13 protein-coding genes are annotated in these 13098 nt (G+C 72.3%); 4 read left to right on the top strand and 9 right to left on the bottom strand.

The features are described from left to right. Positions 1-25 precede the first annotated feature (25 nt). Positions 26-634 (bottom strand): nucleosidase, encoded by a 609-nt coding sequence (locus tag ACH4RC_RS28525; RefSeq protein ID WP_398205988.1) that lies wholly within the window; start codon positions 632-634, stop codon positions 26-28. A 49-nt stretch (positions 635-683) separates the two neighbouring features. Further along, positions 684-1034 carry a DoxX family protein gene (locus ACH4RC_RS28530; RefSeq protein ID WP_398205990.1) on the bottom strand — a complete coding sequence of 117 codons (351 nt, stop codon included), beginning with the start codon at positions 1032-1034 and terminating at the stop codon, positions 684-686. A 178-nt stretch (positions 1035-1212) separates the two neighbouring features. Between ACH4RC_RS28530 and ACH4RC_RS28535 the strand changes: the two genes are divergently transcribed. Beyond that, entirely contained in the window at positions 1213-1833 is a 621-nt protein-coding gene (locus ACH4RC_RS28535; RefSeq protein ID WP_398205991.1) for a haloacid dehalogenase, read from the top strand. Positions 1834-1889: 56 nt separating this feature from the next. Here ACH4RC_RS28535 and ACH4RC_RS28540 read toward each other — a convergent pair whose 3' ends face one another. Continuing rightward, positions 1890-3254, bottom strand: a complete 1365-nt coding sequence (locus ACH4RC_RS28540; RefSeq protein ID WP_398205993.1) for an acyltransferase — start codon at positions 3252-3254, stop codon at positions 1890-1892. 276 nt (positions 3255-3530) lie between these two features. Here ACH4RC_RS28540 and rfbH point away from each other — a divergent pair, with 276 nt between their 5' ends. After that, complete coding sequence (gene rfbH, locus ACH4RC_RS28545; protein ID WP_398205994.1) at positions 3531-4832, top strand: lipopolysaccharide biosynthesis protein RfbH; 1302 nt, start codon at positions 3531-3533, stop codon at positions 4830-4832. A gap of 69 nt (positions 4833-4901) precedes the next feature. Here rfbH and ACH4RC_RS28550 read toward each other — a convergent pair whose 3' ends face one another. Both ACH4RC_RS28550 and ACH4RC_RS28555 read right to left on the bottom strand, forming a co-directional pair. Further along, positions 4902-6125 (bottom strand): macrolide family glycosyltransferase, encoded by a 1224-nt coding sequence (locus ACH4RC_RS28550; protein ID WP_398205996.1) that lies wholly within the window; start codon positions 6123-6125, stop codon positions 4902-4904. A 50-nt stretch (positions 6126-6175) separates the two neighbouring features. Continuing rightward, a complete protein-coding gene (locus ACH4RC_RS28555) occupies positions 6176-6772 on the bottom strand; it encodes a dTDP-4-dehydrorhamnose 3,5-epimerase family protein (RefSeq protein ID WP_398205998.1) in 597 nt (198 codons plus the stop codon). A gap of 202 nt (positions 6773-6974) precedes the next feature. On the opposite strand from ACH4RC_RS28555, the gene ACH4RC_RS28560 reads away from it, so the two are divergent. Beyond that, complete coding sequence (locus ACH4RC_RS28560; RefSeq protein ID WP_398206000.1) at positions 6975-7979, top strand: NAD-dependent epimerase/dehydratase family protein; 1005 nt, start codon at positions 6975-6977, stop codon at positions 7977-7979. 29 nt (positions 7980-8008) lie between these two features. On the opposite strand, the gene ACH4RC_RS28565 is transcribed toward ACH4RC_RS28560, so the two are convergent. The 4 genes from ACH4RC_RS28565 to ACH4RC_RS28580 all read right to left on the bottom strand — a co-directional run bounded on the left by ACH4RC_RS28565 (position 8009) and on the right by ACH4RC_RS28580 (position 11443). Beyond that, positions 8009-8800 (bottom strand): BTAD domain-containing putative transcriptional regulator, encoded by a 792-nt coding sequence (locus tag ACH4RC_RS28565; RefSeq protein WP_398206002.1) that lies wholly within the window; start codon positions 8798-8800, stop codon positions 8009-8011. Then, positions 8794-9816, bottom strand: coding sequence for a dTDP-glucose 4,6-dehydratase (rfbB, locus tag ACH4RC_RS28570; RefSeq protein WP_398206003.1), 1023 nt, complete (start codon positions 9814-9816; stop codon positions 8794-8796). Before rfbB ends, ACH4RC_RS28565 begins: the two co-directional genes overlap by 7 nt. Positions 9817-9890: 74 nt before the next feature. Next, positions 9891-11138 (bottom strand): activator-dependent family glycosyltransferase, encoded by a 1248-nt coding sequence (locus ACH4RC_RS28575; RefSeq protein ID WP_398206005.1) that lies wholly within the window; start codon positions 11136-11138, stop codon positions 9891-9893. 59 nt (positions 11139-11197) lie between these two features. After that, positions 11198-11443, bottom strand: a complete 246-nt coding sequence (locus ACH4RC_RS28580; protein WP_398206007.1) for a ferredoxin — start codon at positions 11441-11443, stop codon at positions 11198-11200. Between the two features lie 372 nt (positions 11444-11815). On the opposite strand from ACH4RC_RS28580, the gene ACH4RC_RS28585 reads away from it, so the two are divergent. Continuing rightward, the gene (locus ACH4RC_RS28585) at positions 11816-13039 is read left to right on the top strand and encodes a cytochrome P450 (protein WP_398206009.1); all 1224 of its coding nucleotides are present in this window, start codon (positions 11816-11818) and stop codon (positions 13037-13039) included. The last annotated feature ends 59 nt before the right edge of the window (positions 13040-13098 follow it).

Here is a 13098-nt window from a genome sequence, read left to right on the forward strand (position 1 = left end):
GGCCCGGATCCCTGTGGTGTCGAGGTCAGGCCAGGTGCTCGCGGATCCAGTCGGCCAGCACGTCGGAGGCGGCCGCCGCCGCTTCCGGCCAGGACCTTTGCGCGGACTCGTCGGCCCGGTCGCTGACGTACTTCACGATCCGTACCGGCAGGGCGAACCGCTCGGCCACCGAGGCGATCGCGTAGCCCTCCATGTCGACGAGGTCGGCGTGTGCGGCCAGTTGCCTACGTGTGCGGCCGTCGGCGATGAAGGCGTCGCCGGTGGCCAGTGTGGCGCCGGGGTGCGGGCTGATGGTCAGCGGGCGGCCGTGGTGCGTGCCGCTCAGCTGATGGAGTACGTCGTCGGGCAGGTCGTGCTGGACGACGCGGGACACCTCCACGATCCCGTTCAGGCCGTCCTTGAGCGCCCCGGCGGTGCCGAGGTTCACGATCGCTCGCGGCCGGGCCGTCGAGAGCGCCCGTGTCAGCTCCATGGCGGCCCGTACCTTTCCCATGCCGGTGACGAGGACGGGGCAGGTGTCGTCGAAGCGTGCCGCCTCCGCCTCGGCGGCCGTCACGATCAGCGGCCGGTCGCGGCGTATCTCGCCGTGGAGCCGGGCGGCGAAGGAGGGTTCGGACAGGGGAGCTTGCAGCATGGTGAGTCGGTCCTGTCGGAAAGTGTGCCGTCTGGAAGGCGGGGCGTGATCAGGTGTTCTGGAGGGCCAGCAGGCTCACGAGGAGTGCGACCACGGTCAGGGCGCCCGGAGCGATGAGCCCCTTGCGGTCGTGCGCCCGGACGTGGAAGACGACGGCACCGGCGAAGTAGAGGACCACTCCCACGCCGGCGGCCACCGCCAGCGGCCGGAACGCCAGGCCGACGAGAAGGCCGACGGCTCCCGCGATCTCCAGAGCGGCGAGCCGGGGCAGCCAGGCGTCGGGCACGCCGATCCGCCGCATGGTCGCGACGAGGGACTCCTGCCGCCTCACTTTGGCCACCGCCGAGCCGACGAGGACGAGCGACAGGACGACGGTGAGAGAGACGTAATTGGCGCTCACGGTTCTCCAGGGGTGGAAGGACGGCGACCGGCCGGCGTTGACGGCCGCCTCCCATGTTTGCGTTCATGACACGAGGAGATCCCTAGAGCGTGCGCCGTCGGACCGGGAGGACGGGAGGCCTCGATCGTTTAATGCCTGGTGCGAGTCCTCGCACCGGTGGCATACTCGAACAACTGTCATGTTTGCTCATACCGCCGCCGTGTTCTTCTCCGTGGACTGTGTGCTCGTCCAGGGAGACAGCCTGTGCCGCCTGGTCGAGGAACGCCTCGGGCTGAGCGGGCCCGCCAGCCTGCACGAAACCGGGGACACCGACCCGGCGCGCTGGGCGGGGATCACCGAGAGGGCCCTGCACACGCGCCTCGCCGACCTGCCCGTGCTGCCCGGCGTCGAGGAGACGACCCGCTGGTGCTGGAGCAACGGTCTCCTGCCGGTCATCTCCAGCCTCGTCTGGGAACCGATCGGCGCCCATCTCGCCGAGCGCTTCGGCTTCCACTCGTACTTCGGCCGCCCCCTGGACGCGGTGCACGGCCGCTTCACGGGCAACACCGATGACGTGCCCGCGCCTCCCACGGAGAGGGAGTCGGCTCTCCGACGCGCGGACGAACTCGGCTTCTCGCCGCAGGAATGCGCGGCAGTGGGCGCCTGCCCGGCCGACGCCCCCCTCCTCGACTCCGTCGGCCTGGGCATCGCCTTCAACGCCCGGGCCGAAGCGCGGGCCCGTACGGCGACGTCGGTCCGGGGCGACGACCTGCGCGCCGTGATCCCCGCCCTGGAGTGCCTGACGGCTTCCAGGGTCTGACGCCGGTCTCCCGCTCTGCTCTTACGGGTTCGTTCGCTTCTTACGGGTTCGTTCGCTCAGAGCGTGCGCAGACGCTCGGCGGGGTCGTGCAGACGCGCACTCCACTCCGGGCCGCGCAGGGCGTCGGCGGCTTCACGCGGGACGCTCAGGTGGACGTCACGGCTGTGGTCGTCGGCCGGTGTGGGCGTGATGAGCACCGTCCACGGGATGGGGCTCGCCGGGTACTCGAACCAGAACGGCCGCCCCGCGCCGAACTCGACGCGGTAGACGGGGAGCCGGCTGGAGTTGTTCAGGGCGACCGTGTCCTCGAAGGCGTCGAGGGACATCCGGCTGAACACGCGCCCCGAGCGGCCGCCCGAGCGCTGGGCCTCCAGGTAGGCGGTCTCCCGGCGCACCCGGTCGGGGGTGACGCGGTCCAGGGCCGCGCGCAGCGCCGTGACGGTGTGCGCGAGGGGTTCCTCGCGCAGCTCTCCGGCCGGGAGCACGGCCGTGGTGTTGGAGACGGCGTTGCCCCAGTAGCCGTCGGGGAGGCGGTCCTTGAGCGCGGCGCGCAGTCCGACCACGATCCCCAGGCGCTCCTGCGCGCCGGGGTCCCGGTCGCGCAGCGCGCCGAGCACACGCCACAGGTGTGCCCCGAGCGCGTCGCCGCTGGAGGCGGCCGGCCGGTCGGCTCCCTGCCCCGTGCGGGCCGTCTCACGCAGCGCGAGGACCTCGTCGGCGGTGAAGCGGGCGGTGATCGTGCGCAGACGCCGCGCGCGGGCGTTGACCTTCCAGATGAACCCGAACTTCTGGCCTCCCGTGATCACGCGGTACTGCGGATCGTCCGGTGCCGGGGAGACGCCGTCGGCGAGTCCGTCGAGCAGCGCCCGGTCGTAGGGCGCGGCGGGGCTCTCCTCACCGGCGTGCGTGCGCGACCAGTGGAGCAGGAAGTCCAGGTAGCCGCCCCCGTCGACCACGGCGTGGTTGATGGACACGCCGAGCACGGAGCCGCCTCCGCGCATGTGGGTGACCTTGACGGACAGCAGCGGGGTGTCGTGGCCGACGACACGGAAGGCGTTGACGGCGTGGAGGTAGCGGCGCAGGTCCTTTCTGGCGGACAGGTCGGGCCCGTACTCCGGCATGGGCCGGTCGCAGTGGGCGACCGCGAAGACCGCGCCGGCGTCGTTGCGGGCCACGCTGAGCCCGCCGTCCGGGTCGCGTTCGAGGCGCCCGGTGAGCAGCGGGTACTGGGCGAGCGTGCGGCGCAGGGAGTCCTCGACGGCGCCGGCGTTCAGGGTCCGCCGGTAGAAGAAGGTGCGCGGCGTGGCGAACGTGCCGTTCATCAGGTCGTGCACGCCGAGCCTGACCCGGCCGCCGGACGGCCCTCCTCCGCGCAGGACGACGGTGCGCGCGGAGTCGCCCGACGGACGGCCGTTCTTCATGGGTGTCTCCAGGGATCGGCGAATGACCCACGGGGGCCCGTTCGTTCCAGACTGCCGCGCGCGGATCCATGAATCCCCTAGAACCGGCGTGGGCGCTTCGCCGGGCGGCCGATGTTTGGTGGATCCCTAGATTCGGCCGACGTCCCTGGCCCGCGGGCGGGGGCACGTGCTGGTCTGGGGCTCTCCCGATCGAACGATACGGGCGTGGGGACCCGCTTCGACTGCGAGCCGGCCGTCCGTCTCGTCCCCACCGGCACACACAGGAGGCCATCAGCCGTGGGGAACGACAAGTCCGAGATCCTCGACCTGGTCCGCGAGTTCCACCGCTCCACCGTCTCGTCGGGGTTCGTGCCGGGCATCACCCCGGTGCTCGCCTCGGGCGCCGTCCTGACCGAGGACGACCGGGTGGCGTTGGTGGAGGCCGCGCTGGACATGCGGATCGCCGCCGGTGTCAGCTCGCGCCGGCTGGAGCGGTCGCTGGCCAGGTACTTCCGTCTGCGCAAGGCGCATCTGACCAACTCCGGTTCGTCGGCGAACCTGCTGGCGCTGAGCAGTCTCACCTCCCCGCAGCTCGGCGAGGACCGGCTCAAGCCGGGCGACGAGGTGATCACGGTCGCGGCCGGGTTCCCCACGACGGTCAACCCGATCCTGCAGAACGGTCTGACGCCGGTCTTCACCGACATCGAGCTGGGCACCTACAACGCCTCGCTCGAGCGGGTGGAGCAGGCGATCGGCCCGCGCACCCGGGCCATCATGATGGCGCACGCCCTGGGCAACCCCTTCCAGGTGCGCGAGATCGCCCAACTCGCTCAGGACCGCGACCTGTTCCTCATCGAGGACAACTGTGACGCTCTGGGCAGCACCTACGAGGGACAGCTGACCGGGACGTTCGGCGACCTGGCGACGGAGAGCTTCTACCCCGCCCACCACATCACGATGGGCGAGGGCGGCTGTGTCCTGACGGACAACCTGATCCTGGCGCGGATCGTGGAGTCGATGCGGGACTGGGGGCGCGACTGCTGGTGCGAGCCGGGCGAGGACAACCGCTGCTTCAAACGGTTCGAGCACCAGATGGGGTCGCTGCCCGAGGGCTACGACCACAAGTACATCTTCTCCCACGTGGGCTACAACCTGAAGTCGACGGACGTCTCGGCGGCGCTCGGTCTGCAGCAGCTGACCCGGATCGACGAGTTCGGCGCGGCGCGGCGGCACAACTGGGCGCGGCTGCGCGAGGGCCTCGACGGGCTGCCGCACCTGCTGCTTCCGGAGGCGACGCCGGGCAGTGACCCGAGCTGGTTCGGCTTCGCCCTCACCGTCCGTCCGGACGCGCCGTTCGAGCCCGGTGCCCTCATCGACCACCTGGAGTCGAGCAAGGTCGCCACCCGCCGCTTCTTCGCGGGCAACCTCACCCGCCACCCCGCCTACGAGGGCCGGGAGTTCCGGGTCAGCGGGCCGCTCACCAACAGCGACATCACCACCGAGCGGACCTTCTGGATCGGGGTGTACCCGGGCCTGACCGACGAGATGATCGACCACAGCATCAACACCGTCAGCGAGTACGTGACGCTGCCGCACTGACGCCGCGCGAGAAGGGGCCGGCACCATCCGGTGCCGGCCCCTTCTCGCGTGCGGCGGGGTCCGGGGCGCTCAGCCCGCCGCGGGCACCGCCGGGGTCCGGGCGGTCCACTCCTCCAGCACGTCGGCGGCGCGGGCGGCGCCGCCCGCCTCGTGCACGGCGTCCCGCATCCGGGTCAGGGCGGCCGGTGTCGCGGGGTCGGCGAGCAGTCCGGCGACCGTGTCCGCGAGGGACTGGGCGGTCAGGGCGGCCCGGGGCAGGGTGCGGCCCACCCCGCACTCCTCCAGCCTCTCGGCGCTGAGCGCCAGTTCGTGGGCGCGGGGCAGCGCCACCACCGGTGTGCCGTAGGCCAGGGACTCCATCAGGCTGCCCATGCCCGCGTGGCACACGAACACGTCGGCGTGCGGCAGGACGGCGGGGTGCGGCAGCCAGGGGTGGGCCTCGACATGGGCGGGCAGCGGCCCGAGCAGGGCCGGGTCGGCGTCCCGGCCGAGCGTCATGACGACATGCCAGTCCTCGGCGGGGAACGCCAGCGCGCAGAGCCGGAAGAAGTCGCCGCGGTCCGACGACTCCGTGCCGAGCGACACCAGGGCGACGCGGCGCCCGTCGGAGGGCGGCGTCCACAGGCCGGGTCCGGGCTCGGTGAAGGTGGGGCCCACGAAGGCGAACCGGTCGTCGAAGCTGTCCCCCTCGATCTGGAAGGCGCGCGGCAGGAAGACCAGGTTGCGCTCGTCCCACTCGGTGCCGTAACGGCCCATCTCCGCCAGGCCGATGCCGTGTTCGCCCATGAAGTCGATGAGCACCTTGGCGCCCTCGGCCATCAGCGGATGGCCGGGGTCCCACATCTGGGCGCGCAGCGAGAACGTCTCGTTGGCGGCGTGGCTCGGGCAGACCTGCACCGGTACGGCGTCCAGGACGCGGGCGGCGACCCGGCCGGCGGCGACCGTCTCGAAGTCGTAGAGCAGCGCGTCCGGCGGGTCGGCGGCGAGCGCGTCGCGGGCGGCGGGGAAGACGGTGCGGACCGTGTCGACGAGGAGGTCGTAGCCGTCGCGGGCGAGCCGGTCGGGGCTCGGGTCGGCGGCGCGGTAGAAGTCGCCGCGCGCCGAGGTGTAGGTGACCGCGCGGGCGCCGCAGTCCTCGACGAGCGACGCGAAGCGCTCGTCGACGACGTAGGTGACGCGGTGGCCGCGGGCGATGAGTTCGCGGGCCACGCCAAGGGTGGGGGCGACGTGGCCGAAGTCCGCGAAGAGCAGCAGGGCGTAGTGACGGGCGGGGGTGGGGGTGCCGGGCGGCATCGGCTCTCCGGTGGGTGTCAGCCGGCCCGCCAGGGCCGGGCGGCAGTGGGTCAGCGGGCGTCGGCGGCGCGCAGCGCCTCGTAGTGCGCCAGGCAGTCCTCGTAGCGGGCGAGGAGCCCGCTCTCGCGGGCCTCGGCGACCGAGACCGCGGACGAGTCCTTCTCCGACATCAGCGGCGCCTCCGACAGGCGCCACGGCAGTGCGAGTTCGGGGTCGAAGGGGTCGATGTCCACCTGTGTCCCGGGCACGAAGGCGGTGGAGCACAGGTAGGAGACACAGGTGTCGTCGGTGAGGGCGAGGAAGCCGTGGACCAGGCCCTCGGCCACGAACAGGGTCTCCCCCGACTCGGCGGACAGCCGGTTCACCTCGTGCACGCCCCAGGTCGGCGAGCCGACCCGCAGGTCCACGACGATGTCGAGGGCCTCGCCCCGCACCACGCTCACCACCTTGGCCTGTCCGGGCGGCAGCAGTGTGCCGTGCAGTCCGCGCAGGGTGTTGCGGCGCGACACCGAGTAGTTCACCTGCGCCACGGGCACGGGCCGGCCGATCTCCTCGGCCAGCCTGTCGTGCCGGAACGACTCGTAGAAGCTGCCGCGCTCGTCACGGTGCTGGTGCGGGGTGATGTGGTACGCGTCCGGCACAGCCATCTCTCGAACCTTCATGGTGGCCACACCGTAGGGCGTCGCGATCAAGGACCGATCGAGGACCGTCGGTGGCCGGCTCCACTCGATCCGGCCTCGCGCGCTCCTCGAACGGCGGCTGCTTCAGTGGGGATGTCACACCCGCGTTTCGGCGGGACAGCACACGGTTGACGGGCGCGCACCGCGCGGGCCGGGAGGAGAGACGGACATGGCGGAGGCCGGTGCGCCGGAACGACCCGACGCTGCGGACAGCGGGTCCGGCCGGGTGGTGGTTCTCGGGGCGACCGGCTTCGTCGGCCGCCATGTGGGCACCGCTCTGGAACAGGCCGGGTACGAGGTCATCGCCGTGGCCCGTCATCCGCGCAAGACACCCGCGTCCTGGCGTTTCCACCCCATGGACCTGGTCGACGCCGGGCCCCGGGCGCTGGTCGACCTCATCGACGCGACCGGCCCGGTGGCCGTCGTGAACGCCGCGGGCGAGGTGTGGTCACCCACCGCCGACGGGATGCGCCGCAGCAACCAGCTGCTCGTGGACCGTCTGCTCTCCGCGCTCGCCGCATCCGGCCACCGGCCGCGCCTGGTGCAGCTGGGGTCCGTGCACGAGTACACGCCGCAACCCCACGGGGTGTGGCTGACCGAGTCCTCGCCGGAGGAACCGGCCAACGACTACGGGCGGACGAAACTGCACGGGACCCGGGCGGTCCTGCGGGCCGTCAGGACAGGCGCCGTCGACGCGGTGGTGCTGCGGCTGTCGAACGTGATCGGCGCCGGCACCCCGCGCGGCAGCCTCCTGGGACAGGTCGCCGCGCAACTCCTCGACCAGGCGGCACAGGGGCCGCCCCCGCAGGTGCGGGTCTCCCCGCTGCGCAGCAGCCGGGACTTCGTCGACGCGCGGGACGTGGCACGGGCCGTCGTGGCGGCGGTGCGCGCCCCGGACGCCGTCGGGCACGTCGTGAACATCGCGAGCGGCGCATGGCAGCCCGTGCGGGACATGGTGGACCTGCTGATCTCGATCAGCGGCCGGCCCGCCGAGCTGGTGGAGCGGCCCGTCGCGGGCGCTCGGGCGCTGCCGGACACCGACTGGATGGCCGTGGACGTCTCGGCCGCGCGTACGGTCCTCGGCTGGGAGCCGGGGCGCACCGCCCGCGACATGGTGGAGGAGCTGTGGCGGGCCGCCGCGGAGCAGCACGAGGGGCCCGCCGCCGGTGCGTGAGCGACAGGCCGCGGGCCCGGAAGATGGCGTCAGCCGGGCAGCAGATCCAGGTCGGCCGTGCTGACCGCGTCGGTGAGCACGTGCTGGCGAAGCCGCTGCAGACCGGGTGAGGGGTCCAGGCCCAGCTCGTCCCTCAGCTGCGCTCTCAGCCGCTGGTAGACCGCAAGCGCCTCGCTGCGCCTGCCGCACCGCTCCAGGGCGATGATCAGCGTGCCCTGGAACCATTCGTGCAGCGGATGCGCGCAGGCCAACTCCTTGAGTCCGGCGACGAGTTCACGGTGGCGGCCGAGGCGGAAGCCTGCGGTGATGCGCAACTCCTCGGCCTGGAGGTGGAGCTCCTCCAGGCGCAGGGTGTAGCCGTGCAGCGCCGTGCCGTGCACGACGTCCGCGAACGGCGGCCCCTCCCAGAGCGGCCGGGCCCGGTCCAGGAGCACGACGGCGCCGGCCGGGTCACCGTCGGCCAGAGCCGCCCGTGCCTGTTCGGTGAGGAGCGTGAACTCCTCCGCGTCGCACTCGCCCGGCCCCACCCGCAGCAGGTAGCCGTGCGCGCGCGTGGCGAGCGGGCCGCCTTCGCCGGGGCCCGGGTCCTCCCCACCGTGCAGCGCCTTGCGCAACTGGTACGCGTAGGTCTGCACGGTGGGGATGGCGCTGCGCGGGGGCTGCCCCGGCCAGAGTTCGGCCGTGAGCACCGACAGCGGGACGACGCTGTTGCGGCGCGCGAGCAGCACGGCGAGTACCTGGCGGACCTTCGGCGCGGTGGGGGTGACGTCACGGCCGTCGGACGACACCCGCAGCGGGCCCAGGGTGTGCCAGGTCAGCACGGTGCGTTCCCCGTCGTCCCGCCGGACGGTCCGGCCTGTCCGGGCTGTGCCGTCCGGTCCCACACATGGGGGTTGTCCCGGTACCAGGCGACCGTCTCGGCGAGGCCCTCGGCGAAGTCCTTCTGCGGCTTGTAGCCCAGTTCGACATGGGCCTTGCGCCAGTCCACTGAGTAGCGGCGGTCGTGTCCCTTGCGGTCGGTGACGTACTCGACGCTGTCCGGGCCGGCCCCGCACGCCTCGACGAGCAGTGCGGTCAGGCCCCGGTTGTCGAGTTCGGTGCCGCCGCCGATGTTGTAGATCTCGCCGGCCCGGCCGCGAGTGCGGACCAGTTCGACGGCGCGGATGTGGTCGTCGACGTGGAGCCAGTCGCGTACGTTCAGGCCGTCGCCGTAGAGCGGGACCTTCCTGCCCGCGAACAGGCGGGTGACGAACAGCGGGATGATCTTCTCGGGGAACTGGTAGGGCCCGTAGTTGTTCGAGCACCGGGTGACGCGGACATCGAGGCCGTGGGAGCGGTGACAGGCCAGGGCGATCAGGTCGCTGGACGCCTTGGACGCGGCGTACGGCGAGTTGGGGTTCACGGGCTGCTCCTCGGAGCAGGAGCCCTCGGGGATGGAACCGTAGACCTCGTCGGTGGAGACGTGCACGAACCGGTCGATGCCCTGGCGCAGCGCGGCGTCGAGGAGGGTCTGGGTGCCGACCACGTTGGAGCGTACGAACTCGGTGGCACTGGCCAGGGACCGGTCCACGTGGGACTCGGCGGCGAAGTGCACGACCTGGTCGTGTTCGGCCATCAGCCGGTCGACCAGGTCGCTGTCGCAGATGTCGCCGACGACGAGCCGGTAGCGGTCGCTGTCCTTCACCGGGTCGAGGTTGGCCGCGTTGGCGGCGTAGGTGAAGGCGTCGAGGACGGTGACCGTGACGTCCTGCGGGCCGAGGGGGCCGAGCAGTGTCCGGACGTAGTGGGAGCCGATGAAGCCGGCCCCGCCGGTCACCAGGATGCGCGTCTTACTCATGCTGGGTGCGGCGCGTCACCGGGCGTGCCGAGCGGGCGCCGTCCTCCTTCCTCGTGAATGTACGGGGGTGTGATTCAGCGGGCCGCGACGAGACGTTCCAGTTCCCCGACGACGGCGTGCGGGGTGGGCAGGGCCGCGGACTCGTCGCGCAGCCGGCCCGCGGCGGCGGCGTAGGAGGGGTCCTCCAGAAGCCGCCGGGTGAGGTCCGCGACCCGCTCGGGGGCGGCGTCGGTGTGGTGCAGGAAGAGCCCCGCGCCGCTGTCCTCCAGGTTCCGGCCGCGCAGTTCCTGGTCGGCGACGAGGGTGGACAGGGCGAGCTGCGGCACGGCGTTGACCAGGGCGGTGGAGAAAGTGCCCCAGCCGCCGTGGTGGACCACCGCGGAGCAGGTGGGCAGCAGGGTGCTCAGCGCCACGCCGCTCGCGGCCAGGACGTTGGGCGGCAGGTCGCCGAGGTGCTCGGCCTGTTCGGGCATGAGAGCGGCGACGATGTCGGCGTCGAGCCGGGACAGCGAGCGCAGCAGGCCGGTGACGTCGACGTAGTCGCCGCCGTAGGCCTCGGTGTTGGTACGGCCCAGGGTGACGCAGACGCGGGGGCGCTTGGGCTGTTCGCGCAGCCAGTCCCACTGCACGGCCGCGCCGTTGTAGGGCACGTACCGCATGGAGACCTGGTGCAGGTCGCTCGGCGGGCGCAGGCTCTCGGGCAGCGTGTCGAGGGTGAACTGGCCGTTGAGCAGTTCCTCGTCGCAGGAGACTCCGTAGGCGCTGCCGCGCTCGTCGATCCAGTCGGCCAGCGGGTCGACCCGCTGGTCCGCGGGGACGTCCTGGGCCAGTTCGACGAAGGTGCCGCGGGCCTGTCCGTAGACGTCGGCGCACCACAGCAGTCGGGCGTGGGCGGCGCCGCAGGCGCGGGCCGCGATGGCGCCCGCGTAGGCGATGGGGTCACGGACGACGAGGTCGGGCTGCCAGTCGCGGGCGAGGGCGACGAGGTCCTCGACGACGGGGTCGTTGTAGCGGGCGAACCCGTACGGGACGCTGATCGAGTAGCGCTCGACGAGGCTCGCGTGGTCCACGTCGCCGTAGCCGAGGCGGCTCCAGTTGGCGACGTCGGCGTCCTGGGAGCCCCGGGCCCGGGCCATGTCCTGGTGGACGTCGTGGTCGGTGCCGACGGGCGCGGCCACCAGGCCCGCGCCGGTGACGGCTTCGCTCAGGGACGGCGCGTTGGCCATCAGTACCTCGTGCCCGGCAGCCGTCAGGGCCCAGGCCAGCGGCACCATCGTGAAGACGTGTGACTTCTCCGGCAGGCCGGCGAACAGGACGCGCATGGGTTCCTCTCTGGTCGGATCCAGTCGGATCCGGTCGCATCTGTCGGATCCAGTCGCATCTAGCCGGATCCGCGGGGGCGCCCCGGGGCGGCGTTCGCGCCGTCCGCCGCGCTCTCCTCCGCCACGGATATGGCGCTCAGCGGGCAGGACTCGGCGGCCTCCCGCACGGCGGGGGCCTGTGCGGCGCCGGGCCGTTCGACCAGCAGCAGTGCCATTCCGTCGTCGCGCTGGTCGAACACCTCGGGGGCGATCAGCGCGCACTGTCCGGCGCCGATGCACTTGTCGTGGTCGATCGCGATGTCCATGCGGGCCTCCTGCGCGCTCGCCGCTTCGACGGGATGCCGGAGCGAGCCCATCTTGCGGTGCCGGGAGCGGGTTCGGCCGCGCGAGCACCGCTGACTGGGGTTTCCTCCAGATATTCGGCCCAGGCGCCGGGGCGAACGCCTCCCGAGCGGCCAAGACTCGGTGAATCCCTAGACAGCGCCGCCCGCGCTGGCCCGCCGCGAAGCCGCCGTGCTGGAGTGGCCGGGCGACCGGACGAGCAGGGCCTTTCCTGAGGGATCCAACCGATGGGTCCAGCCGATGGATCCGATTGCCGATGGGTCCAGCCGATGGATCCGGTTGGTGGGTCCAAGTGGCCGAAGCCGTCGTACGACATCTGTGAAAGGGGACCCTGGGTGGCGCAGCAAAGCACCTCGGACGTGCTCGATACGGCACCTGAGGCCGACACCGCCCTCGAACGTCCGCCGGCCGTGGAACCGGACGGCGGCACAACCCTGCTTGCCTGGGCGGCCCGGATGCGCGAGGAGCGCCCGGTGTGGCGCGACGGCAGCGGCAACGTGCATGTCTTCCGCCACGCGGACGTGCAGCGGATCCTCGCCGACCCCGCGACGTTCTCCTCCGACACGGTGGGCCGGCTCTCCGGCGGCGAGAAGCAGGCCCCGCGCGGCACACTGCTGCTGCTCGACCCGCCGCTGCACGGCAGGATGCGCCGCCTGGTGAGCAAGGCGTTCACCCCGGGTCTCATCGCCGGCCTCGAACCGTGGATCACCGAACTGACCGGGCAGCTCCTGGACACCGCCGCCGAGGACACCTTCGACCTGGTGGACACGCTGGCCAACCCGCTGCCGGTGACGGTCATCGCGCGCATGCTGGGCGTGCCGACCGAGGACCGTGACCGCTTCCAGGGCTGGGCGGACCAGCTCCTCTCCACCGATCCCGAGGACCCGGAGAGCGTGCGCCGCATGGAGGAGACGGCGGTCACCATCTCCGCCTACCTCCAGGGCTTCATCGAGGCCCGCCGCGAGGAACCGCTCGACGACCTGCTGAGCACTCTGGTCGGCGCCGAGCTCGACGGCGAGCGCCTCGACGACGAGGACATCGCGAGCTTCGCGACCCTCCTGCTGCTCGCCGGGCACATCACCACCTCGGTGCTGGTGGGCAACGCGCTGCTGTGCCTGGACCGCGACCCCGCACTCCTGGCGAAGGTGCGCGCGGACCGCTCGCTGATACCGGCGGTGATCGAGGAGACGCTGCGGCTGCGTCCGCCCTTCACCCGGATCGAGCGGGTCACCACGACCACGACGACCCTCGCCGGTGTCGAGGTCGCCCCCGACACCCTCATCCACCTGTGGCTCCTTTCGGCCAACCGCGACGACGAGGTCTTCGAGAGCGCGGACGCGTTCCGTCCGGACCGCTCCAACTCCCGGCAGGCCGCCTTCGGTCACGGTATCCACTACTGCATCGGGGCTCCGCTGGCCCGGCTCGAGGGCCGGATCGCGCTTGAGGCCCTGCTCGACCGCTACGACCGCATCGGCGTCGACCCCACGGCGCGGCTCAGCTGGCACGGCACCAACGTCTTCGGCGCCCGGCACCTGCCGCTGCGCGTGCACCGTGCCTGAGGCCGCCCCGTTCCCTCATGACCCGACCGCCCCTCCCCTCTTCGCCGACGGAGTGAGTT

Origin of the sequence: Streptomyces sp. NPDC016845 (assembly GCF_044332585.1) — a bacterium.
Taxonomy (GTDB): Bacteria; Actinomycetota; Actinomycetes; order Streptomycetales; family Streptomycetaceae; genus Streptomyces.

Excerpts from the sequence above, each read along its gene's own strand:
- ACH4RC_RS28525 (WP_398205988.1), bottom strand. The coding sequence starts at position 634 with ATGCTGCAAGCTCCCCTGTCCGAACCCTCCTTCGCCGCCCGGCTCCAC.
- ACH4RC_RS28535 (WP_398205991.1), top strand. The coding sequence starts at position 1,213 with ATGTTTGCTCATACCGCCGCCGTGTTCTTCTCCGTGGACTGTGTGCTC.
- ACH4RC_RS28540 (WP_398205993.1), bottom strand. The coding sequence starts at position 3,254 with ATGAAGAACGGCCGTCCGTCGGGCGACTCCGCGCGCACCGTCGTCCTG.
- ACH4RC_RS28550 (WP_398205996.1), bottom strand. The coding sequence starts at position 6,125 with ATGCCGCCCGGCACCCCCACCCCCGCCCGTCACTACGCCCTGCTGCTC.
- ACH4RC_RS28555 (WP_398205998.1), bottom strand. The coding sequence starts at position 6,772 with ATGGCTGTGCCGGACGCGTACCACATCACCCCGCACCAGCACCGTGAC.
- ACH4RC_RS28560 (WP_398206000.1), top strand. The coding sequence starts at position 6,975 with ATGGCGGAGGCCGGTGCGCCGGAACGACCCGACGCTGCGGACAGCGGG.
- rfbB (WP_398206003.1), bottom strand. The coding sequence starts at position 9,816 with ATGAGTAAGACGCGCATCCTGGTGACCGGCGGGGCCGGCTTCATCGGC.
- ACH4RC_RS28575 (WP_398206005.1), bottom strand. The coding sequence starts at position 11,138 with ATGCGCGTCCTGTTCGCCGGCCTGCCGGAGAAGTCACACGTCTTCACG.
- ACH4RC_RS28580 (WP_398206007.1), bottom strand. The coding sequence starts at position 11,443 with ATGGACATCGCGATCGACCACGACAAGTGCATCGGCGCCGGACAGTGC.